Origin of the sequence: Photorhabdus sp. RW14-46 (assembly GCF_963887965.1) — a bacterium.
GTDB classification, from domain to species: domain Bacteria; phylum Pseudomonadota; class Gammaproteobacteria; order Enterobacterales; family Enterobacteriaceae; genus Photorhabdus; species Photorhabdus laumondii.
In genome coordinates, this window is record NZ_CAWPHH010000016.1 from 54028 (window position 1) to 78737 (window position 24710).

Consider the following 24710-nt stretch of genomic DNA (forward strand, 5'->3'; position numbering starts at 1 on the left):
TGGAAGTTACTGTGAACTTAGCCCAAACAGATATCGCACGTTTTTTACAACCGATTGCTGCTGACAAACCAGCAGGGTGCGATATCGAATACGAACCTATTTTTGAACAGATAAACGCCGCGCGTGAAACCGACGACGATTTTCTCCAAGACGACACATGGGGTTATGAAACCCGTCAGGCTGATTGGATGAAGGTTTCAGCGTTGTGTCAGGAAGTACTGGAAAAACAGAGTAAAGATTTGCAGATAGCCTGCTGGTTAACCCAAGCGCAAGGGGAACTGTATGGTCTGGCAGGGATTAGTGGCGGTATCACATTACTTGCCCATCTACTGGAAACTTTTTGGCCGGTGCTCTACCCGCCGCTGGATGATACAGAGGCAAACAGTGCGGATGCCCGTCTTGGTCGGTTAAGCTGGTTGGATAATCAATTGGTGAAACAATTGGACAATCTGACACTGACCGATGATGGCAAATTGAGCTTAAGCGTCTGGCAACGCGTGCAATATTTTGAACAACGCGTTGCCGTTAATAGCGAATTACGCAGTGCCTTGATCAGTGATGGTTATTTCGGTATGGCTGAGTGCGACGGCAGTATTCGCACTACACCCGCCGAACAATTTAACCAATTACTGACGCGGGCTGAACAAGTTAATAAGGCATTAGCAGAACTGCAAAAAATCATGGTGGAACTATTGCCTGATGCCGGTAACAGCATGAGTGCCAGTACGCAGCGATTGCAAGAGCTGGTGGCCTTAATCGAACGATTTCGTGACATGGTGGCACCGGGATCAAGCCAGGAATACGGCAATAACAATGAAGCAATAGCGGCAGGGGGAGATGCGCCAAACGGCATGAATACGACTTTTTTAACAGAAGATCGGGCGCACCATGAAATGCGCGCTATCGCCATAGGACAAATGATCAATATCGCCAATTACTTTCGTCAAAATGAACCTACCAGTCCGGTGCCCTATTTAATTGAACGTGCAGCACGTTGGGCAAATATGGGCATGGCCGAATGGCTGGAAGAAATGATGTCAGAAAATACCTCCGCGCTACAAGAAATTATGCGCGTGATGAAAGGACCAGAAATAAATAGAGAGCAAAATGAATAACATAAATTTTTATAGCATCATTAAACGCCGTTTTTTAATATTGACAGTAATTCTTTTAATAAGTGGTTGCAGTCATTCTATCTCCAACGATGAAAAACGCTTGCAGGCAATCGAACAAGCCAAACCGGTTTATGCCAGCAATGCCATTCGTTTAAAAATAACCGCGGTTCCGCAACTGAATGTTTTTAATAATATACCAAACAGTTGCACAATATTAATTGTTCAAGCGGAGAAACGTGAACAATTAGATAAATTACTGGCTAATCCGGCGTTATTACGCAATTTATTTTCCGGCACCGGTGCAACAGAACACATATTACAGTTGGATAATTACGTGATGATGCCGGGGCAATCAGTATCTTTACACATCGATAGAGCGGAACAGGCGCGTTATATCGCATTAATTGCCGGTTACTACCCGGCACCAGAGAGTACTCATACGCGAGTATTATCACTGCCGCTGCGCCTTGAGCAACACGGTTGGTGGAATAGCGCCTGGAGTGCTGAATTTGTTCCCATGCGTATTAATCTGACGCTAGGACGTTACGCCATTACCCGCAGTGATTTCTCAGCAGGTAACACTGGCGATGAGGTAGTTTTCCCCGAACAAATCGTTTTCCCCGGACAAACGGCGGAATCCGGCAATGACGAAAGTGTGTTGAGGAAGTAACCCATGTTTGAACATAAACCGATGTATTGGTATTCAGGATTATATTTACAACCGCAACACTTTCAGGCCCATGAATTGCAACATGAATACTGGCAAGGACGTTATCAGTTACTGACACAACCTTATGCTTTTGGTGTGGTGAAACTCGCATTCAATCTGGCCGCGCTAAGTGATGAAGTACTGAGTGTCCATCACGCCGCGTTTATTTTTCCCGATGGTGGTTACGTGGATTGTGATGTCAACGGCGTACTCAGTGCCCGATCATTGCGGGATTGCTGGCCGGTACGTGACAAACCGCAGCGCATCTATGTTGGCCTGCGCATGTTCAGCCACAATCAGAATAACGTCACCGGTATCACGGATGCCAATGGTGTCGGTAATATCACCAGTCGGTGGGTAACATGGCCGCAAGAACAGCGTATGCGGGATGCTTTTGGCGAGGGGCCGGAAGCGGAAGTGCAACAATTGACCTATAACTTACGTTTTTTCTTGCACGATGAGATTGCTCAGGCAACGGGTTATACACTATTACCGGTTGGCCAACTGCACTGCACCAGTGACGGTATTGCGCTGGATAACCGCTATCTACCGCCATGTTTGACGCTCTATGCTGTGCCACAACTGGGCCAGCGCATTGATCAACTGTGTCAGGAGTTAACCGGGCGTATCCATCAATTGGAAGAGTTGAAACGCCCGCAAACACTGGAAGGGGAAATTTATACTCAGGAAAAAAGCACATTATTGCTGACACTACGGACTCTGGCGCGTTATGTCGTACAGTTGCACCATTTTCAGGAAGCGAGAGATGTTCACCCCTTACAGATTTTTGGATTATTGCGCCAACTGATCAGCGAGCTTTCCTGTTTTACCGACCGTTGCTCCTTTTTAGGCCAGTGGAACGGGCAGGAAGAGGTACTGGAGAAATATCAGCATCTGGATCTGGCGCTAACTCTTGATAGTTGTGAACGGACAATTGCCGATTTGCTTAATGCGCTGGTGCTGGAACCCAATACCGTGATCTCTCTGCAACAGGAAAGCCGTGGTTATTATCATGCAACCTTCAATACGACGGGGAGCAATGAACAGCAACGGCTCTATTTGGTGCTGCGTTCTGACAGCTTTACCCATCGCGAGCGTGAAATTCCTGATGATCGCTTGATTAAACTGGCGGCGGCAGAACAGATCGACAACATTATTAACCGTGCTTTGCCCGGTGTACGTCTGTACTACCAGGAAATTGCGCCACATGGTTTACCTAACCGAGCAAATACCTGCTATTTCCGGCTAGAAAATCGCGGTGCATTATGGCAGCAGGTAGAAGAGAGCAAACGTGTGGCAGTGCACTGGGCAGATGCGCCAGACGATTTACAAACAGAAATCGTTATAGTGAGAGCGTCATGATGCAGTTGTTGGATTGTTATATTCCCGTATTCACTTGCGTATTGCGCATGATCCAGCAGCAGGTGAATCAAGCGGAAACACTGCGGCAAACCGTATTAGCTGAGTTGACACAAGCGCAGAATAGGGCGCGTTTGCAGGGTTATGGGGCACAAGATATCGAAGAGGCAAATTTCGCCGTAGTAGTTTGGGCAGACGAAGCCATTTTGTGTGCAGGTCAGAAAGCGTTGAGTATTTGGCGCCAATCATCATTGCAGGCTGAGCTTTATGATGCCGAACTGGGCGGAAATACGTTTTTTGATCGCCTTGCGGCATTAGTACCGGATAATTATCCGGTTCGATTGGTCTATGTTTTTTGTCTGCTTGCTGGATTTTATGGCCGTTATGGCAAACATGATAATTTGGAATTACACAATATTATCCAGCAAGAGTTAAATAATCTTCCTGATACTTTGCGTGGTTATCTCTCTTTAGAAAATCACCGATTAATGAACAGCTACGATAATAAGCCGAAAAATAAATACCCCAATCATAAATGGCGTAGAAAATTAATATTATTCATGTCATCTATTACATTAATTTATATTTTTATTACCGTCTATTTATTAAGTATTGGTCGGTAAACTCGGAAATCAAACATGAAAAAATTATTTTATGCCATTGGCTGGCTTAGCGTGATGGTTATCCTTTTATTACTCAGTTTAACTATTGCGGTGGCATTTTCATGGCCGACAATAGGCGGTTTATTACTATTTATTTGCCTATTACTGTTGTTATTATTGCTGCGTGTGGCAATGGCATTCATGCCAGAAATAATGAATAAACTGCGCTGGTTAAATAAATTCTGGCGGAAAGGAAATAACCGTCTGGAATATTTACTCTATCAGCACTGGAGACAAGGAGGATATTTACAAAGTTGGCGTCGATTCCGTTCACTGTTACACCGTAACGAACCCGTTCCACCGTGGTTTCTGGTGGTAGGGGAACGGGGCAATGGTAAACAGAAGTTGTTAACACGCTGCAATGTGGTGCCCATGACGGGGAAAAATCTGCCAGCGCTGACAGAAAACACCTTTACCTGTCGCTGGTGGTTCTTCCGCCGGGCAATGTACATGGTTGTTTCCGGCCGTTATACCGAAGGTCAATCCCTGTACCGGCAAGCCTGGTTGCGTCTAATCAGTTGGATCGCACAAGTACGTAAACCCGCTGGCGTACTCGTTTGCTTATCGGTGGAACAGTTGCTAAACAGCGACAATAGAGCGCTCTATATCGCCGCACGTCAGGTACGTGCTCAGTTGGAACCATTACAGATACGTCTGGAACGCCGCTTACCCATCTGGCTGATCCTTACCCACAGCGAAACATTGCCGGGGTTTGACCATTGGTGCACCCAACTGTCAGTAGAACAACATGCTGAATTGCTAGGCGATTTTATCGAGCATCATACGGTGGGTAATGTCACCGACGTGCTGGATAAGAGCATGAACACCATTGTTAACACGTTGAAAATGATGCGCCTTAAGTTGCTCAATCAGCAACGGCAGCAACCCAATGCAGAAATCTTAGCGTTACCAGAAACGGTAGCTCAACTGCAACCTGCACTGGGTTGTTACTTGAATGCACTGTTCGACCAAGACCATTATCTGGAGCATGGTCTGTTGCGTGGCCTGTTTTTTACCGCCGAGCATCAAACTGCTGGCGTTTTCAGCCAACGTTTGTTGGGAGAATACCTGCCAGATCAAGTTCAACATAGCCAAGATCAACGTAGTCATAGCGTATTGCTGACCGGCTGGCGGACATTGACCAAACGCGTATGCGTTAGCCTACTCAGTTTGATGCTGGTGTACGGTGTCGGCAATGCATTGATGACGACCTGGCGTGGCGTTACGCAACTTGAAAATATCCATGAGGCAGACCCGCTTGAGCGGAGTTACTTGCGCTACCAAAAAGTTGAATACTGGTTGCAGGAAACCTTGCCATCTCTGTTTTTCTATCCGGTCACCCATACGATGGAACAACGGATGGCGCAGCAATACCAGCAACAAGCACCTGTTGGTGCATTCAACCCGGAGTCGGTAGCAACACACTTACTAGCACGTTTCCATAACGCGGAAACACCGCAAAAACGACTGTTGGTTTTACATTGGGCACGCTTTATTAACATAGAACAGGCAATGACACATGGCGCTACGCTAGAAACTTTACAGCGTATGCCTGCTTATTCAGCTTCACTATTAAGTGGTGAAAACGATCCTTTATCCGCGGAACAACGCGTCGCACTTCGTCTGGCGCAATATCGCCAAGGCAATGCACAGCAAGCATTTGATCAGTGGCGAAATGTATTGCAAACACTACTAGAAGATAGCAATAACTGGCAGTGGCTATTAGCCGACGAACAACCGACTGGCACGCATTCGCTGACACTGGCTGATTTCTGGCCGCTCGCCAGCGATGATGTTGCCACAATTAACACACGTATTCGTGGTATCTATACCCAAGCAGGTGAGCAAGATATTCAGGCAACCTTAGGAGAACTGGCACAAGCCCTTAACAGACCGGCATTCTTTACTCCTTTACAGCGCTCGTTTTATCAACAGTATCAAAATCAGCGCCAATCAGAGTGGTTAGCATTCGCTCAGACTATGCCTCAAGGAGAGATGTTAGTTCGAGGCAAGAAAAACTGGCAAGCGCTGATATTAGCAGCGGGCCAATATGACAGCCCCTATATCACCTTTCTGACCCAGCTAGAACGTGATTTATCCACGATAGAGCAGGCGGATCGGCAGCCTTGGTTACAGACACAGCAGCGTTTATGGCAACTGCATGGTTATGTGCAAAAAAGTGGCATGATGCAACGAGTCTCGCTAGGGAATTTCTCTGTGCGCCAGCGCATCATGTCATGGCTTGGAATTTCACCGCAGATCTCGGTACGGCTGGATGATACCGCGCTGACACGCTATCGCACCTACCGACAGGCGGTGCAGTTAAATAGCCAACGCGAGTTGCTCAGTGATATGGAAACCGAGGTGTTGGTTAAAAATGCGCTAAATAACGAGAAAGGAGAGTTGGATGATAGCGGTTTACGCGCATTGTTTAACCGTTTCACCCTGTGGCGCCATGAGACTGAAAGCAAACAGAGTGCAGGGGTAAATGAAACCTTATGGCGGCTCTATCAGGGTGATGCGCATCTGGTACTGCGTTACGCCTTCTTAAGTGCTGCCAGCCGCTTGCAAACTCAGTGGGAAAGCAAAGTGATTTGGCCGATGGAAAAATTGAGCAGACAGGAACTGTTTGATGGCCGGGAATTGAACGCGCGTTTGTATGAATACAGCAACGCATTTGTACGGGATACCGCAGAGTATGCGCTGGATATCCGTCCTGAAGGGATTAAACGTCAGGAAATAGAGGATGTAGTCTTTCCGTTTAGCGACGATTTCATTTTCTATATCAATAACCTCATTCAACCGAATGACCTACTTTCAGCGACATCGGATATTCGCCGTCGTCTGCAAGAGAAACTCGCCTTATTGGAAAGCGAACAGCAACTGACGACAGCACAGCAGGAACCGGAGCAAGAACAGAAGCCATCGGCGGAAGTAACCATTGTCAGTCAGCCGGCGACCGCTAACCGGGGGGCAAAAGTATTGCCAGTAGGCAGTTCAGTGACGTTGAGTTGTGATGATGGCGTACAGCAGCTTAAGAGTATGAATTTCAATGACAGCATGACGCTGCACTGGAGCCCAGGAACATGCGGTAAAGTACAAATTGATATCTATTTTCCTCGCTTTACCCTAAGCAAAAGTTACGTTGGCTCCGATGGTTTGCTGCAATTTATGCACGCTTTCTCTCGCGGTGAACTGACATTAGCAGCTCAAGCGTTCCCGCAACGGCGGGATGAATTAAGTGCGCTGGGTATCAATAACATCACTGTGCGCTATCAAGTCAGCGAAAGCACAGCGGTTTCAACACTCTACCAACAATGGCAGCAACATCAGCAACAACAAACGGCGTTATTGGAACAACGCAACCGACTGGATAGCCAGTTGTTAAATTTAAGTGAACCTACAGTGGCAAAGGGAACTCTCTCTACTTTGCCATCACAGATCACCACCCATTGGAACGAATTAAGGAAACCTAAAAGTGAGTAATTATCTTAAACAGATCGTCAGTAAATTAACGGTAGAAGCGCGTCAGTGCCTTGACGAGGCGGTTAATCTGGCAGTACGGCGCACCCATCATGAAGTGGAAATTGAACATTTGCTGTTGGCTTTGTTTGAAAAACAGCTTCCGACGATGGAGCAAGTGTGTCACCACGGCGGTATTGATGGCATGACATTGTTGAATGCTTGCCAACGGTCACTGGCATTATTACGCAGTGGTAATCATCGTCCGCCGGTGCTGGCTACCAACTTAACTGAATGGATGGAACAGACCTGGATGTACGCCAGTACTCACTGGGGAGCATCACAGATTACCGCTCAAGTACTGATTGTGGCCCTGATCATGAATCCGTCACTGCACCATTCTCTTACCTCAGAGCTGCAACAAGCGTTACAGGGTAACACCGATGGGATAGAACCGTGGTTGCGTACACAGACAAATACGACACCACAACACATTACGGCACCTGTTGGGGATAATACTCAATCCGCACTGGCACAATACACGCATCACCTGACACAAGCAGCGCGTGATAACAAACTCGATCCGGTTTTAGGACGTGAACGAGAGATTCGTCAGTTGATTGACGTGCTATTACGTCGTCGCCAAAACAACCCGCTGTTAACCGGTGAAGCCGGTGTCGGCAAAACCGCGCTGATTGAAGGGCTTGCTCAGCGGATCGTGGATGGCCGTGTACCGAAAGTTTTGGCACAAGCCGAACTATTTACGCTAGATATGGGGCTGTTACAAGCGGGTGCCAGCGTAAAAGGTGAGTTTGAAAGCCGCTTGCAAAAATTATTGGATGAAGTGAAGAAGTATCCCACCCCGGTGATTCTGTTTATCGATGAAGCGCATACGCTGATTGGCGCAGGTGGTCAAGCCGGACAAAATGATGCGGCTAATCTGTTGAAACCCGCGCTGGCACGTGGCGAATTACGGGCAATTGCGGCAACCACCTGGTCTGAATATAAGAAGTATTTTGAAAAAGACGCCGCGTTAGCACGTCGTTTCCAGTTGATCAAAGTCGAAGAACCTTCGCTAGAACTGGCAATCGCCATGTTGCGGGCCATAACACCCGCAATGGAAAAGCATCATAACGTCAAAGTACTTGCAGAGGCAGTCACGGAAGCGGTTACATTAGCCAACCGTTATATCACTGGACGTCAGTTACCGGATAAATCAGTTAGCCTGTTAGATAGCGCCTGTGCCCGCGTTGCCGTTTCACAGACCGATGAACCGGCACCGATTGAAGATCTGCGAGCCATGTTGGCAAACATTGCTGCCGAACAGGAAGCCCTGTTACGTGAAGGCGGCCATGAAACTCAGTTACAGAAATTGGCGCAGCGTCAGGCTAAATTGCAGGCATCACTGGCAGAAATTTTGCCGGAATATCACGCTCAACGTCAGTTGGTCAATGACATCCTCGCCCGTGACGAACACGACGAACGGCTACCTGTGTTACGTGCAGAACTGCATCAGCGCCACCATCAGCACGCTTATGTCTTTGACTGTGTTGATGCCGCCTGTGTAGCGGACATTGTTGCTGGTTGGACAGGGATACCCCTTGGTCGAATGGTCGAAAATGAGCGTGATGTGTTGCGTCAGTTGGAAACCCGTCTCGGCCAACGGGTTATGGGGCAAGATCATGCGCTCAGCCAGATAGCACGTCAAATTCGGATTGCTAAAGTACAACTTGCCGATCCGATCAAACCTACCGGAGTATTTATGCTCGCAGGGCCTTCCGGTGTAGGGAAAACCGAGACCGCCTTAGCGCTGGCTCATGAGTTGTATGGTGGTGAACATCATCTGATCACAATTAACATGTCGGAATATCAGGAAGCTCATTCGGTTTCCGGCCTGAAAGGTTCTCCTCCAGGCTACGTCGGTTATGGACAAGGTGGTGTATTGACCGAAGCAGTTCGACGTCAACCTTACAGCGTCGTGCTACTTGATGAAGTGGAGAAAGCTCACCCCGATGTGCTGGAACTGTTCTTTCAGGTGTTCGATAAAGGCATGATGGAAGATGCCGAAGGGCAACAGATTAACTTTCGCAATACGCTAATTATCCTGACCACAAATGCGGCATCAGATTTGGTAATGCGGGCCGCCATGCACGGCGTAAAAGAGCAGGGGGAAAATCGCCCGGCCACCCTGGAAGATATTCAGGAGATTATCCGACCAGAGCTACAACGTATTTTTACGCCAGCATTTTTAGGTCGTTTGCAGGTTATTCCTTATCTGCCGGTACAGGGCGAAGTTCTGCATGCCATTGTGCACCATAAACTGAATAAAATTGTCACACGTTATCGTCAATCAACCCAATGTGAATTGCACTATAGCGACACGCTGGTGGATTTTATCGCTAAAGGATGCCAGATCGCGGAAAGCGGTGCTCGTGAAATTGATAATCTGTTAACCCAGTTTGTCCTGCCGTTGTTATCAGATCAATTGCTATTAGGTGGCGTGCCAGTCAATCAGGATGTCTGGATGGATGTTATAGACGGTCAAATACAGCTACGATCAGACCAAAAGAAACTATCACTATCTAATATTATCAACTAAGGGTAGCAAACACTTATCTCTGCTATTATTATCTTACAATGTAACATCAGTGTTACGAAATGAGATCCCGATGAAAATGAAAAAGATAGTGATCTTCTGGTTTATCTTTACATTGGTCAATTTCGCGCTGGCACTGTTAAACCTACAGGTACGGGATGTGTGGAGTCTGTCATCACTAGTGTGGTTTCCGGCAGGCTTGTTACAAGGCATTTTTTGCGCCAGAGCACCGCGGTACTGGCCTGTCTGGTTAATCACAGGTGCCTTGATTTCGCTGACTGCCAGTCAGTGGTATGGAAGGCCAGTCAACGTATCGCTGACCTTTTCCAGCATCAATATGATGATGCTGGTAGCAACAGCGCTGATCTGGCAGTTTTTTTACGGTGTCATGTGGGCACCGAAGCGGACGAGGGACATCATTAACCTGACCGTACTCTGTTCGTTAAGTGGCATCATTGAGCGATTTATCGCGAAATCGATACTTTATCTATTTGGTTATCCTACCGACATATCGGTTTCATTGCCGATTGTCGTAGGCTCAGTGTTGAGTTATCTACCACTTACGTTGTTTGTTATCTACTACATCACCCACGAGAAAAATGAGGTTGGGAACTGGAAAACCTACGGTTTATGTCTGGTGGCCCTATTTGCCATGACAGCATTGTTCATCAGTCCACCACCGGAAGCCGGGAAAATACACTGGCAAGGTATCGCACTGCTGTTTTCTTTCAGTTTGCCGATGCTGCTAGCATTCAGCGGTAATCTGCTGGCATTAAGCAGCTTTTTATCCCTGTGTACGGTGGGGATCATCAGTGCCACCATTTTTGGTCTTGGCCCATTCTCATCGCCGTTAACCCATCTCCAACAAAATGTGCAGATAGCGGCTTGGTACAGTACAGCGTTAACGTTACCTGCGTTGTTATGCTGTAGCTGTTTATCCAACATAATCAATGCATTACATCGGCGTAAAGCGCGTTTTCTGTTAATGAGAGCGATGCTGGATCAAGAACAGGTTAATTGCTTTCGGTTAAGCGCCAAAGGACATTTGTACTGGCATCATAATAGTGCTGCCTGGATGCGGTTCGGGAAAGCACCTGCCTCCTGGTCGCAATTGATGGCTTGGGTACATCAGGAAGATCGGCACAAAATCGAACAGCTTAAAAATTCTGTCTCGCAAATCCCGCAGACACTAAAAGTTCGGATTGCCGATGGCAAAGGCGAATTTAACCTGATCATTATCGCTTTAATTGTCCATGTGGGAGAAAATGCCGGTTTTATTGAAGGAACGATACGTGAAATAAAGAGTAAATAAAAAATAGTCAATAATCTGGAGAAATAACCCATGCCCAGACAAGTCATTATTGCCGACGATCATCCGGTATTTTTATTAGGACTACGTACGATACTGGCAACATTGCCGGAGAATTACCAGATTGTGGGGGAAGCCCATGATGTCACTTCACTTTTCTCTCTGCTGGAGGAAAAAGAAGCGGATATGCTGATTACGGATTTCATTATGCCGGGTAATAACCAGATCGACGGTCTGAGGATGATTAGCCGAATACGGGAACAGTATCCGAATTTGCCGATTGTGGTGATTACGATGATCAACGACCGAAAAATAATAGCTTCATTGATTGACTACAAAGTAAAAGCGATTTTGAACAAAAACAGCTTATCCCATGAGCTGGTAAAAGGGTTGTACAGTACAACCGGACGTTATGAACCCTATTTAAGTGAACAATTTCTCGAATCACCGGACGAAGAAGTTGTAAAAACGCTAACCAGTAAAGAGTTGGAAGTGATTAAACTGTTGGGACAAGGGTTGAGTGTGAATGATATTGCTGCGCGTTTATACCGGACTAAGCAGACGATCAGCGCCCAAAAAATCAGCGCAATGAAAAAACTCGGGTTAGATAGCGAAGCCGCGCTTTATAATTATTTGCATCAGATTGGGCTGGGGCTGTAAGCCATGAAGTGCCGGTGCAAAGCATGGCGATGGTTTACCCCGTTGGTATTACTGTTACCGCTATCTGGCTGGAGTCTCAACCTCTTCGAATACCGCAATGCGCAAGAATTGCCGGCAAATGGATTACCGGTGGAGTTTTATTCAAATATCACGCAAGAATCGCAGGAATTTTTGCCGTTGCCCATTAAAGAGCAAGCGGTTCTTCCCTCACGCTTCCCGACATTAAAAGTCGGCATTCTCTGCTGTATCGGTGCACCACTGGTGATCCATCGTTGGGACGGCAAGTTGGAAGGAATTTATGCTGATTATCTGCGCTTGATTGAAACTGTGCTGAAAAGGCCGGTGGAAGTACGGCTATTTGGCAACTGGGAATCAGCTTATAAAGCGTTGCAACGTGGCGATATCCAGTTGTTATCGAATTCCGCCTCCTCACAATCAGGAAATGAAGCCAATGACACTTACCCGATTCTGGTACAACCACTTGCCCTGATGATGCGCAAAGAACAAGTCAATATGCCATTTGCCAACATGAATATTATGGCGGCACCCAGCAGTGATCCGAATGTCATTAAGCAATTACGTAAACATTACCGCACTATTTTAATAGCCAAAAATCAGCAAGAGGGGATACAGGCCGTCGTGGATGGCGAAATGGATGCCTATCTGGACGGACAAAGCCAGATTGCCTATTTACTGGCTTTTCGTCCGTTTACCGGATTGACTTACCGCCGGGATATTTCATTCGGGGAACGATATGATTTTCTTGGTCACAGCGGTGATGGCATAGTTGAAGCGGTAAATCTGATCCTGACATCCATTCCTCATGCCATTAGAAATAAAGTTTATGAACGTTGGATTTCTGGACTGGCGTTGGGTAACAACAACGACGCCGCTATTTTTTCAGCTCAGGAAAAAGCCTGGATTAAAAAAAATCCTGTCATCAATGTGGCACTGAATCGCAATACACCGCCTTATTCCTTTCTGGATAAAAACGGTCAAATCACCGGGCTGGATGTGGACATTTTACGCTTGCTGGGAGAAAAAAGTGGCATCATCTTTAATTTTATCCCAACAGATGGTGCAGTAGGCATTAAAAAGCGGTTAGAAGATGGCGAAGCGCAAATGACCTCGATGCTCAACACGCCCGAACGTAACCGTTGGCTCTCTTTCAGTCATCCCTACGGTACCGTGGAATGGGTGATGATCACGCGCAATGAGCGTAATGCGCCTTATGAGTTTGAACAACTTAAACACCATCGGGTGGCAATTCAGCGCGGCAACGCACTTTTATCACTCTTAAAACAGTATCCAGAGATTTTTATCATCGAAGTTGACAGCGTGACACAAGGTATTGATATGGTACTGGCCGGAGCGGCAGATGCCACTTTTGACAGCCTGATCAGTGCTGATTACCTACAAGCAAGCCGCTACGGTGCCAATATTTCTATTCAATTCTTTAAAGGCTCATTGCAACCGGAACAATACGCCGTCATACCGGCCTATCCTCAACTGGTAGACATATTAAATAAAAGCATTGATGCACTGCCACCAAATGAACTGCGGGTATTACGGTTGAAGTGGTTATCCATGGCAAATGTCACGCCTTATGATGACAATAAAATCTCTCCTTGGGTGAAGCTGTGGGGAGGGGCATTATTTGTAATTGCATTAAGCTCGGCTTTTTGGGGCAGTTATCTTGCACACCAGATCAAACGACGTAAAATCGCGGAAAGCAACTTACAGAATTTACTGGCGTACTGGGAAACACTCTTTAATAACATGCCTACGCCAATGTTTGTCTGCGATCCCACCATGTGCATCACGGCGGCTAACCTCTATTTCCGGCATGAAATGGGCTCTGTTGGATCTGAGGTGATTGGCCGCAGTCTTTTTTCCCTATGCTTTTTAAAACCGGTCGATGAGCAAGAGATCAGTCTAATTTTTCTACGCTGTTTGGAAGGTGCTCCTGTACATTTTTCTGATCGCAACATTGTTATTCAAGGACAGGATAAAGATGTCTATTTGTGGCTCGAAAGTTATAGCAATACCGAAGGCGTTGTTCAGGGGATCATTGGCGGCTGGTTTGATGTGACCGAACGTAAATTGTTGGCTCAGGAACTACGCCAGGAACGTGATAAGGCGGAACTCGCCAGCCTGGAGAAATCAGATTTTCTGGCCCACATGAGCCATGAGATCCGTACACCGCTCCAAGCCATTATCGGTATTCTTGATCTGGAGGTAAAAAAGCAAACTCAGCCATCCACGCCATTACATATCGCCTGGCAGGCTGCCATATCCTTGCAAGGAATCATCGGTGATGTACTGGATTTCTCCAAGATAGAATCAGGGCGAATGGTGCTAAATCTCAAGCCGGAATCATTGCAGGTGATTCTGGAAAATTGCGTAGCTACTTTTAGCCATCGGGCAAAGGAAAAAGAGTTATTTTTCACCTATCAGTTTGATTTGCCGTCTGAATATTATCATCTACTGGACGCAACACGCGTAACCCAGATCATCAATAACCTGTTGGGCAATGCGATTAAATTTACCGAACAGGGTGGTGTACAGATCAGCGCCAGCTATCAGCTTATTCCAGAGAGTCAGCAAGATGAAATCACGCTGGTGGTTGCTGATACTGGTTGCGGCATTCCAGAAACCATGTATGAAGCGGTTTTACTGCCCTATGTACAGGTGACACAACATAATGGCGGTAAAACCGGTACGGGGTTGGGATTACCTATTTCTGTACAGCTAGTTGAATTAATGGGCGGCAATCTGAAAATCACGGGTGCGCCCAGTGGTGGTGCGCAGGTTACCGTGGTGTTACCGCTGACGCGCACGATTATTGAAAAAGAGGCGATAAGCGAAAAAACCGAAAACATTGAGACGGAGCTTCATGAATCTTTGAATATCTTAGTGGTTGATGATTTACCTGCCAATTTACAGGTGTTGTCATTACAGTTAGCCCCATCGGGCCATCGTATCGCGCTAACTGAAAGCGGTGAACAAGCCATGAAGCTGGTGGAGGAGGGCTATTTCGATATCGTGCTGACAGATTGCCAGATGCCGATGATGAATGGTTACCAGCTGGCTCAGTTACTGAGAAAACATGAACGATTACGGCAATTACCGCCATTTATTATCCTGGGCTGTACCGCGAACGCGTTCTCTACCGAACAGGCTCGTTGTTTGGAAGCGGGAATGAATGGTGTATTAATCAAACCACTAGTGCAAAGCAAATTGCTGGCAGAAATTACCCGTTATTACCGACAAATCAATGAGGAAGCAACATTAACATTCGATGAGATTCAAGCATTGGCTCAGCAAAATGTGGCTGTAGAGTACCAGTTACTTAGCGCAATACAGCAAGGGATGTCGGAAGATATTGCCGAATTACAACAACAAGAAAATCAACAATGCCATGAAAAAGTCGTGCATCACGCCCATCGTATGAAAGGCGCTTTTGCGCTGATGCAATATCAGCAAGGAATACGTGTCTGCTTGCGGATTGAAAAAAGTGAGCAGTGTGATGTGAAAATAATAGCCGTTTTATTAACTCGTGCGGAATATTTCCAACAGCAAATTAAGCAGAAATTGGGGGAATTGCATAGTTAGAAATCAAATGAAACGACACAGAAAAACCTTAGCTTGAAAATATAAATGCAATTTTTGTCATCGTAAAAATTGGAAAAAACACCATTTTGACGTACATTGCTCTCACATTATCTAACGGGTATACATCTAAGGAAGGTATTCTCTATGAATACAGCCACAGTTAGCAACTTTATCCTGACTAGTGCATTAACACATGCTGAAAAAACCATTCATGAATACGAAGTTATGAGTTTGAATAACCGAGACTCAGAAGTTTTCTTCAATGCATTGGTTAAATCGGTTCGCTTCAATAAAAAGCTGGCAGATGCCTTCGAAGAACATAATCAACGTGTGATCAATAAATAACCGATAATTATTTAAATCTATTATTAGGACAATAATCATTGAGGATTTTTTATGCGTGCTTTATATTTTTTCCCTATTTTCTTATTTTTATCTTCTTGTTCAATAAATCTCCCACCTTATGAACGGGAAGCCCGACATTATGTTTATCGCTCTAATGATGATTTTGACCCTAATTTTGAAACACATGTAAATAATTCTATTAAGCTTATGACGCCATTCTTTGAACAATTTTATCGAGAAGGAGTTAAGGATAGAATGAATAACATCAGTTCACATGAATTTGAGAAAAAAATTAATTATTTTAAGAGTGATAATTTAATTCAAGAAATCGGCATGTCCGAAATATTCATTTCACCCAAAATACACACAAAAGAAATCAACAATAGTCAGATTTCAAATAAGAAGAAAAAAGCATTAATTAACGGAATCATCAATTCTTACGAGGCCGGTTACTATGGCAAGTAAGAAAATTAACTATGAACTTATAAGCATAATGGAAGCGGGGGAGAGGGAATTAACGATGGACACAATAAACTATTCAGCATTTAGAACTCACTTCGCCAGCCCCTTAGATAAAGTGAACGACAATCACAAGCCAATTCTGATTACTCATCAGAATGGCAAGCCAGCGATCGCCCTACGTTTGGAAGATTTTCAAGCCTACGAAGAAACAGCCTATTTAATGGCTAGCCCGAAAAACGCGGCACATTTAAATCAGGCAATTGCTGAAGTGGAAGCAGGGAGAATGATTGAAAAAGGGCTATTGAAAGAATGATTTTATCTTGGACTGAAATGGTAAAGGCAACCCTTTGATGGAGAACCTTTAAAACATAATTGTCGGGTTATTGGTCTAGACGTATTAATCGAGAGCATCGTCTGGTTTACAAGGTAACAGATGATGCAATCATTATCGTGCTCTTATAGGAACTTTGCCTTTAAAATTTTCTTTCAGAAACAGGGGTATCATTAATCTTGTATTCAACATATCAATAATGTCACTCTGTACGTCAAGAAGATATGGGTAAGCAGAATTGCCAATATTGCGATAAACAACATACTGCATCTCAGAACACCCTGTACTTGTCAGACAGTAAACCGTGTTCGTTAGTGATACGATTAAGTTCTTCCATTCCTGCCTTATTCTCACGTTTCCAGCGTTCAGACTCAACGGCTTTCAGTTCCGAAATTAGTGCTTTAGTCAGCACTGCTGATAAGTTAAGCCCTACCTGTCTCGCTTGTTGATACAGTTCAGGTGCAACGGTCACGCTCACTGTTTTCTTTAATCTGATTTGCGTTGCTGGCATGTTAACCCCTGTATGAAACACGTTATTTTACACTTGTAATTATAGCAAGCTTTTTTATATAAGGACGGCAGAAAAGAGTCAATACATCTAATCCAAAGGACATACCCGAATAATATGACCATCGGGATCTTCAACGAGGAAAGTACGACCAAAAATTTCAGTGTGGGGTTCCTTCACAATCTTGATATCGGGTTTCTTCTGCCATTCTTCAAATAAGCGATCTACATCTTCTCCAGATGGCAACATAATACCGATCTCAGAGAACCGAGGAGTAGAGGCATCTGGCGTTGTTCCGCCTGACCAAATAGCGAATAGTGCTTCACCGCCGGCGGCAAATGCCACATAACGAGGGCTCGAAAATACCGGCTTAGCATTGAAAATCGTCTCGTAGAAGACCGTCGAACATTCAATATCAGATACGTAAACAAGTTGAAGGTTAGGCTTGGGGGATACTGTCATCATGTAATTCTCATCTAAGTTAGATTCAATAAGAGAGTAAAAGCAAATCAATATGTAACATTTGTTACCGGATTGCGCTTGTATCATAGTAATATAATGTTAGCAGGCTGTATATACATACATATGTAAATTGATGTGGGAATTCTGGGATATGGAGATGTCTAAGATCGAATCTTGTGGGGAAAACATGAGAGTTACCTCTTGCGCTTTGTATAAGGATTCAACATCCATATCCAAACCGGTAACTCTCAACCTTCCAAAGTGCTTTGTCAGATCTGATAAGACTAGCGACAGTTAATCGTCAAGGGAATTTTTCATCCTATTTTGAGTATATTCAATCAATTCTTCAATTTCTAAGCTAGGGGTTGTACCACAATGAATATCACAGAACAATATCGGGTTAGATCCTTTCGACGAATAAAAACCTTGGATATCTTTTAAATTTGATTCCCTAGCTGCACATAAAGCTCGTAAAATTCTTTTTAACCTTTCTTTATCACTTTCGTTATTAATAAAGTTCTCAAGATTCGCTCTACCACCGTGGGAAATCTGAAAGAAATGATTACCACTATTATTACTGGTATCAATGCGTTTCATCTTAATAATAGTAGCGTCATCATTACGATCTATACCATTGCTACCTTGAAATGAAAATTTAGCATTAAAAACGTCTAAGTATACGCTTGGCAAGCCATAACTACGATCACAGTTTTTAAAAACACTTTTAATAGAATTGTTTAGATTCATTGGCTTATACGCTATATTATCAAGCATATATACATATCCGCCTTTCGCTTCGCGAGAATTTCTTGTTTCTGCTTCGGTAAGATTAATAATTTCACCATTTCCTAATTGTATGTGAGCCATCTCATAATCCCCTTTTACTTGTCAAAAAAATGTGTATTTTCACATAAAAGATAAGAAAAATTCGTATTCATATCACGATTAAATATTCATTTTATGACAAATCAGAAAATATACTGACTTACAGGATTTTATTTAGTGAATAACTGAAAAACAGAAAGAAGAATTAGCGGCGCTAATAGCAATAGCGTACATTCAGGCGGCCTTGGGATCATTGTTAATGTGGGTCAGACGGTATTCGGTTTTTTCACCCGTTTCTACCAAGACGACTTCTATCATCCAGTCACCATCCTCTAGCGGACGGAGCAATTTCCCTACTTCATATTTTGGCCCAAACGCCCCAAAGCTCTTTATCGTGCCAACAGGTATAGATAGTGTCGTTATCATGGCCGTCCCTCGTTATTTAAATTCACTGATAGTGTAGTATTTTGAGAATATTGTTTCAAGAACGACTTTCGAGAATACTAACCCCTTGATGTTGTGTTGTGCTAATTTGACTGTTCCCAACGTAGGACCTGTTAGCCAATAACTAATTTAATCATAAATATAGCGATTAATAAGATTTTCGAGTAATTCCTGTTGCCCACTTCGATGTTTAGGTTCCTGAACCAATGTTTCTGCATAGTAAGCCACTTCATCAAGTGTCATTTTTCCTTCAAGAATATTTCTACCTAACTCACTATTCCAACCAGAATAACGCTGAGCGACATACTCATCTAATTTACCGTCTACTAATATTTTCACCGCGCTCTTTAATGATAAAGCCATCGTATCGATGGCACCGATATGCCCATAAAACAGATCATCAATATCAATACTTTGACGGCGAACTTTTGCATCGAAATTTAAACCGCCCGTGGTAAAGCCACCGGCTTTTAAGATTTCATACATTACAAGAGAATTCTCTTCGACACTATTTGGAAATTGATCGGTATCCCAACCCAATTGAGCATCCCCGCGATTCGCATCAATAGAGCCCAATATTCCCAATGCAATCGCGGTGGCAACTTCATGTTGAAATGAGTGTCCAGCTAATGTGGCATGGTTAGCTTCAATATTCACCTTAATTTCATTTTCTAAACCAAACTGCTTTAGGAAACCATAAACAGTCGCTACATCATAATCATATTGGTGTTTAGTCGGCTCCTGAGGTTTAGGTTCAATTAGCAATGTTCCCTGAAAACCAATTTTATATTTGTAATCCACAACCATTTGCATAAAACGACCGATTTGTTCTCTTTCTTGACGTAAATCTGTATTGAGCAAACTTTCATAGCCTTCACGTCCGCCCCACAGTACATAATTTTCACCACCTAGCTTTTTAGTGATTTGCATAACTTGACATACTTGTGCTGATGCATAAGCGAAAATATTGAGATCTGGATTAGTTGACGCACCGGCAGCATAACGAGGATGTGTAAAACAGTTTGCCGTTCCCCATAATAATTTAACGCCAGTTTCTGCTTGTTTATCTGCAAGAATATCGGACATGACACCCAAATTATAAATATATTCTTTTAAGGAACAACCTTCAGGGGCAACATCAATATCGTGGAAACAATAAAAAGGAATATTGAGTTTGTAGAAAAATTCAAAAGCAACATCAGCTTTAAGCTTCGCCAGTTCTAAAGCATCACCTCCTTTTTGCCAAAAACGCTCAAATGCCCCAGAACCAAACATATCAGTACCATCCCAACAAAAATTGTGCCAATAGCAGACGGCAAAACGCAGATGATCTTTCATCTTTTTGCCTAGAATAATCTCTTCGGGGTTGTAGTGACGGAAAGCTAATGGATTATTACTTTGCCTACCTTCGTAACTAATTCTATTTACTCTCTCAAAATACCGGTGCATATCAGCCTCTCTCTAATATATACCCGTCATCTTTCAAGTTGCTTCTTTGTTGGCTGCACTCTCTCACCCTGGTCACATAGTTTGCTATGCTCCCGGGGATTCGCTCCCTTGCCGCCGCGATGCATCTTGAAATCCATAGGGTATAGACATATGTGTATATAAAATTTTGTTCATCAATGTCGCTATTTTCAATTGCGTTATTTTATTTCTTCATTAAGATTCTTGTTAATTGTGTGATTTATCTCATAAATTGGCATTAATTTAACCCTGAAAATAGAAAAATAATTATGATTAAATAAGGGCATCAATAATGAACAGACGATACCATATAACACTATTATTTAACGCTAATAAAGCTTATGATCGTCAGGTGATAGAAGGAATAGGTGAATATTTACAGGAATTTCAATGTAATTGGGATATCTTCATTGAAGAAGATTTCACTACTAAATTAAATAGCCTGAAAACCTTACAGAGTGATGGAATTATTGCTGATTTTGATGATATAGAAATTCAACGTTTTTTCAGCCCGTTAGAGATTCCTGTTATCGGTGTCGGTGGCTCTTATCACCAAGAAAGTCATTATCCCGCCGCGCATTATATTGCAACAAATAACTTTGCTTTAATAGAAAGTGCGTTTAATCACTTAAAAGATAAAGGTATTAAACGCTTTGCATTTTATGGTTTACCTCAGACAAGTGGTAAACGATGGGCAATAGAACGTGAATACGCTTTCCGACAATTAGTCGAAAAAGAAAAATATCAAGGTGTGATATATCAAGGAATGGAGACGACACCGGAAGATTGGTTTTATGCGCAAAATAGATTAAAAGATTGGCTCCAAACTTTACCCCCAAATACCGGCATTATCGCGGTAACGGACGCCCGAGCTCGACATATTTTAGCCGCATGTGAATATCTAAATATTCCTATTCCTGAAAAAATCTGTGTTATAGGTATAGATAATGAAGAAATAGCCCGTTTTCTTTCACGTACGGCACTCTCTTCCGTTGTGCAGGGGACACAGCAAATGGGCTACCAGGCAGCAAAATTGCTTCATAAACTTCTTAAAGGCTACGTTCCTAAAAAATACCACCGCCAATTAATTCCCCCGTTAAAGGTTATAGCAAGGCAATCGACAGATTTTCGGGCATTAAATGATCCCGCGGTTATTCAAGCAATGCATTATATTCGTCATCACGCGTGTAAAGGGATAAGAGTTGAACAAGTTATTGATGCTATTGGTATGTCACGTTCTAATCTTGAAAACCGTTTTAAAAGTGAATTTGGACAAACAATTCATACTATTATTCATAATGAGAAATTAGATAAGGTAAAAAATCTTTTAATCCATACCTCTATTTCAATCAGTGAAATTGTTACCGTTTGCGGCTATTCTTCTTTACATTATTTTCACTCCATGTTCAAACGAAATTATAATATGACCCCTAAAGAGTATCGAGATAAATATAAAATTACCAAAAAGAGTTAAATAAGCCACCCTCAAACAAATAGGGTAGCTTTTAATTTAATTAGATATCTTCGCCGTTCGTTGCTATAACTTTCTTATACCAAGAAAAACTCTTTTTCTTATAACGTACAAAATCCCCATTTCCATTATCATCAACATTGACATAAATAAACCCGTATCGTTTACGATATTCACCGGTCGAAAAAGAGACACAATCGATACATCCCCATGAAGTATAACCGAGGATATCAACACCATCGAATAAAATAGATTTTTTAATTTCAGATAAGTGTGATGCTAAATATTCAATACGATAATCATCATTGATAACACCATTTTGAGGTAATTTATCAACGGAACCTAGCCCATTTTCAACGATAAAAATGGGTTTTTGATAACGCTCATATAACTCAGATAAACTGTATCGAATACCTATAGGATCAATTTGCCATTCCCATTCAGAGGATTTTAAATAAGGATTGTCTCTTCCTTTTTCGAAGAAGGAGAGGGATTGGCTATTTTTTTCTAACATTTCTGTGGATGAAGAGACGATATTACTCATATAATAGCTTATCGCTAAATAATCAGCGCAACCTTCCTTTAACCAATTTAAATCATCATCTTCAATATGAAGTTCTATCTTTTTTCTTTCCCATTCTTTAATAAGATAAGATGGATAATATCCACGAAGTTGAACATCGCTAAAAAGATATTTCTGACGCATGGCTTGTTGTGCATATAAAACATCTTCCGGCTTACAGCTCGCTGGATATAATGGCGACATATGGATCATGCCGCCAATTTTAAAATTAGGATTTATTTCATGGCCTAATTTGACAACCTTTGCGCTAGCAACAAATTGATGATGAATAGTCTGATACATAACCTGTTCTGGATTGTCATAATCCTGATAAATCACACCTGAATTACAATAACCAAATAGTGGATATTGCCAATTTATTTGGTTATTAATTTCATTAAATGTAATCCAGTATTTGACTTTATTTTTATATCTTTCCATAACCGTCAAACTAAAATTCATGAAAAAGTTTATTAATTTTCGGTTATGCCAACCGCCATATTCCTTAACCAAATGATAAGGCATTTCAAAGTGAGATAAGGTAATAATGGGTTCAATATTATATTTCAATAATTCATCAATAAGATCATCGTAAAATTTTAAGCCAGCTTCGTTAGGTTGTAATTCATCACCATGAGGAAAAATTCTTGACCAAGCAATTGATGTCCTAAAACATTTGAATCCCATTTCTGCAAATAGTGCAATGTCATCTTTATAATGGGAATAAAATTTCACACCTTGATGATTAGGATAGATTTTATTTTCCTCAATACCATGAGTTATGACACGATTAACGCCGTGCTCTCCTTTTGTCATAACATCAGCAATGCTCATTCCTTTACCATCTTGATTCCAATAACCTTCAACTTGATTAGCGGCAACCGCGCCGCCCCATAAGAAACCGGTGGGGAATTTATTCTTCATAAGTAACTCCTGATTATTATCTTCATCAAAAATCTTTCTTAGTTAAAGATAATAGAATTAATCGAGTTAGGTTCCAAATAAATAGACCAAATATCATTATTATAACTAATATTTATTTTTTGCTTTTCTTTATAAGAGTTATTTATATTCACCACAAGGGAACCTGTTTTATTCTCGAAAGCAACGGCATTTCCTGACATACTACCTTCTAATTCAATATGTTGCGCATCAGGCAAAATTAAACCAGAAAAATGACGCATGACATAATACTCTGGATTATATATCACTTCATTTATTCCTTTTGGAATACTTATCATGCTATTCTGTTTCCAGCCCCAACTACTTTCTCCACCTGAATGCAGCACCATATTCCAGTACAAATAACCATTAGCACCATTGGTTAAATAATGCCTGAAAAGGGTAAAGACATAATGAGCATATTCCCAACTATTATGACCATCACCACACTCATTTTCAGTTTGATAATATCTTAATTCTGGATAGCTTTGTACCGTTCTTTGAATAGCATTTTTTCCTTGCCATTGATAACCAACGCCTTTTATATATTTATAGGCGTCTATGTCACGCAATACACAATTTGCATAATCATCATAATCCTGTCCAATTTCTTTAGAGAACTCAGGGGCATTAATAGTACCTAGCCAAATCTCAGCTTTTACATTATTTTGTTCAAATTTCGGACCGAGATATTTTTTTATAAACTCTCTTAACTGTTCACCGCTCCACACACAAGAAGGAAATTTTTGATCCGCAGCAACTTCATTCTGGATATGAATTTGATCAATTGAAATACCTTCTTTCTGATACTCTTCGATAAATTTTGCAAAATATAAAGCATATGCATTCTGGCTTTGAACATCGCTTTTTAATCTGCCAAAATTATAGACTTGGTGAGTCTTAAGCCATACCGGCGGACTCCACGGTGAAGCAGATATTTTTAAATTTTGTTGTCTTTTTAACGCTTCCTTTATATAGGGAATCAGTAAATTTCTATCTCTTTGAATCGAAAAGTGTGCCATATTATAATCATCTTCAATATCATTTAAACTATACCAAGAAATGGCATAATCGCTGGCACCAATAGGTATTCTGGCTAATGTTAATTTGCATTCACCATCTGGCGAAAATAACTTATCTAACACAGTTTTTTTATTTTCTTTATCCAGATCTAATAAAGCTTTCATCCCAAGTTCATTAAAACAACCGCCAAAGCCATCTAATTTTCGACCTCGATTATTAGTGATAATTAAATTAGCCTTCTCATCTGTTTTTATGATCGACAATCCTTCTTTCCATTGTTCTTTATTATTTGTATAGATAACTTTAATCATGATTTATTATTTCCCATAAAAGTATTAATTTATTGAAATTAATTAAACATAATTATCTTAATATTAGTAT

The 24710-nt window shown here is 42.4% G+C and carries 20 protein-coding genes and 2 pseudogenes; 14 read left to right on the forward strand and 8 right to left on the reverse strand.

Features of this window, described 5'->3' with window-relative positions; translation table 11 throughout:
- Positions 1-11: 11 nt before the first annotated feature.
- The 13 genes and pseudogenes from tssA to AACQ38_RS14090 all read left to right on the forward strand — a co-directional run.
- Positions 12-1115, forward strand: coding sequence for a type VI secretion system protein TssA (tssA, locus tag AACQ38_RS14030; RefSeq protein ID WP_165578395.1), 1104 nt, complete (start codon positions 12-14; stop codon positions 1113-1115).
- On the forward strand, positions 1108-1785 hold the full coding sequence (locus AACQ38_RS14035; protein ID WP_165578396.1) for a type VI secretion lipoprotein TssJ: 678 nt from the start codon (positions 1108-1110) through the stop codon (positions 1783-1785). Before tssA ends, AACQ38_RS14035 begins: the two co-directional genes overlap by 8 nt.
- Positions 1786-1788: 3 nt before the next feature.
- Positions 1789-3186: a type VI secretion system baseplate subunit TssK gene (tssK, locus tag AACQ38_RS14040; RefSeq protein ID WP_011146538.1), complete on the forward strand. Its 1398-nt coding sequence runs from the start codon at positions 1789-1791 to the stop codon at positions 3184-3186.
- Positions 3183-3806: a DotU family type IV/VI secretion system protein gene (locus AACQ38_RS14045; RefSeq protein WP_109791564.1), complete on the forward strand. Its 624-nt coding sequence runs from the start codon at positions 3183-3185 to the stop codon at positions 3804-3806. Before tssK ends, AACQ38_RS14045 begins: the two co-directional genes overlap by 4 nt.
- A 15-nt stretch (positions 3807-3821) precedes the next feature.
- On the forward strand, positions 3822-7331 hold the full coding sequence (locus AACQ38_RS14050) for a type VI secretion protein IcmF/TssM N-terminal domain-containing protein (protein ID WP_165578397.1): 3510 nt from the start codon (positions 3822-3824) through the stop codon (positions 7329-7331).
- Positions 7324-9906: a type VI secretion system ATPase TssH gene (gene tssH, locus AACQ38_RS14055; protein ID WP_165578398.1), complete on the forward strand. Its 2583-nt coding sequence runs from the start codon at positions 7324-7326 to the stop codon at positions 9904-9906. Before AACQ38_RS14050 ends, tssH begins: the two co-directional genes overlap by 8 nt.
- A gap of 70 nt (positions 9907-9976) precedes the next feature.
- On the forward strand, positions 9977-11215 hold the full coding sequence (locus AACQ38_RS14060; protein WP_207631867.1) for a hypothetical protein: 1239 nt from the start codon (positions 9977-9979) through the stop codon (positions 11213-11215).
- Between the two features lie 30 nt (positions 11216-11245).
- Positions 11246-11872 (forward strand): response regulator transcription factor, encoded by a 627-nt coding sequence (locus AACQ38_RS14065; protein ID WP_011146533.1) that lies wholly within the window; start codon positions 11246-11248, stop codon positions 11870-11872.
- A 3-nt stretch (positions 11873-11875) separates the two neighbouring features.
- Positions 11876-15487, forward strand: a complete 3612-nt coding sequence (locus AACQ38_RS14070; RefSeq protein ID WP_165578400.1) for a transporter substrate-binding domain-containing protein — start codon at positions 11876-11878, stop codon at positions 15485-15487.
- Between the two features lie 144 nt (positions 15488-15631).
- On the forward strand, positions 15632-15832 hold the full coding sequence (locus tag AACQ38_RS14075; protein ID WP_011146531.1) for a type II toxin-antitoxin system TacA family antitoxin: 201 nt from the start codon (positions 15632-15634) through the stop codon (positions 15830-15832).
- Positions 15833-15883: 51 nt separating this feature from the next.
- The gene (locus AACQ38_RS14080) at positions 15884-16297 is read left to right on the forward strand and encodes an Exc2 family lipoprotein (RefSeq protein WP_113049478.1); all 414 of its coding nucleotides are present in this window, start codon (positions 15884-15886) and stop codon (positions 16295-16297) included.
- The gene (locus AACQ38_RS14085) at positions 16287-16607 is read left to right on the forward strand and encodes a type II toxin-antitoxin system Phd/YefM family antitoxin (RefSeq protein ID WP_228957312.1); all 321 of its coding nucleotides are present in this window, start codon (positions 16287-16289) and stop codon (positions 16605-16607) included. Before AACQ38_RS14080 ends, AACQ38_RS14085 begins: the two co-directional genes overlap by 11 nt.
- A gap of 24 nt (positions 16608-16631) precedes the next feature.
- Positions 16632-16756: pseudogene (locus tag AACQ38_RS14090) on the forward strand (Txe/YoeB family addiction module toxin); the annotation flags it as partial.
- 7 nt (positions 16757-16763) lie between these two features.
- Here AACQ38_RS14090 and AACQ38_RS14095 read toward each other — a convergent pair.
- The 6 genes and pseudogenes from AACQ38_RS14095 to xylA form a co-directional block, all read right to left on the reverse strand.
- A pseudogene (locus AACQ38_RS14095) lies at positions 16764-16895 on the reverse strand (CcdB family protein); the annotation flags it as partial.
- Between the two features lies 1 nt (position 16896).
- Entirely contained in the window at positions 16897-17136 is a 240-nt protein-coding gene (locus tag AACQ38_RS14100; protein ID WP_011146527.1) for a type II toxin-antitoxin system CcdA family antitoxin, read from the reverse strand.
- Between the two features lie 87 nt (positions 17137-17223).
- The gene (locus tag AACQ38_RS14105) at positions 17224-17595 is read right to left on the reverse strand and encodes a VOC family protein (protein WP_011146526.1); all 372 of its coding nucleotides are present in this window, start codon (positions 17593-17595) and stop codon (positions 17224-17226) included.
- A gap of 294 nt (positions 17596-17889) precedes the next feature.
- Entirely contained in the window at positions 17890-18462 is a 573-nt protein-coding gene (locus AACQ38_RS14110; protein ID WP_011146525.1) for a hypothetical protein, read from the reverse strand.
- 192 nt (positions 18463-18654) lie between these two features.
- Positions 18655-18846 carry a DUF5397 domain-containing protein gene (locus tag AACQ38_RS14115; RefSeq protein WP_165578403.1) on the reverse strand — a complete coding sequence of 64 codons (192 nt, stop codon included), beginning with the start codon at positions 18844-18846 and terminating at the stop codon, positions 18655-18657.
- 147 nt (positions 18847-18993) lie between these two features.
- A complete protein-coding gene (gene xylA / locus AACQ38_RS14120) occupies positions 18994-20313 on the reverse strand; it encodes a xylose isomerase (protein ID WP_165578404.1) in 1320 nt (439 codons plus the stop codon).
- A gap of 310 nt (positions 20314-20623) precedes the next feature.
- Here xylA and AACQ38_RS14125 point away from each other — a divergent pair, with 310 nt between their 5' ends.
- The gene (locus AACQ38_RS14125) at positions 20624-21805 is read left to right on the forward strand and encodes a DNA-binding transcriptional regulator (RefSeq protein WP_207631868.1); all 1182 of its coding nucleotides are present in this window, start codon (positions 20624-20626) and stop codon (positions 21803-21805) included.
- A gap of 40 nt (positions 21806-21845) precedes the next feature.
- Here AACQ38_RS14125 and AACQ38_RS14130 read toward each other — a convergent pair whose 3' ends face one another.
- On the reverse strand, positions 21846-23288 hold the full coding sequence (locus AACQ38_RS14130) for a 6-phospho-beta-glucosidase (RefSeq protein WP_011146522.1): 1443 nt from the start codon (positions 23286-23288) through the stop codon (positions 21846-21848).
- Between the two features lie 38 nt (positions 23289-23326).
- The gene (locus AACQ38_RS14135; protein WP_165578405.1) at positions 23327-24640 is read right to left on the reverse strand and encodes a glycoside hydrolase family 30 protein; all 1314 of its coding nucleotides are present in this window, start codon (positions 24638-24640) and stop codon (positions 23327-23329) included.
- Positions 24641-24710 lie beyond the last annotated feature (70 nt).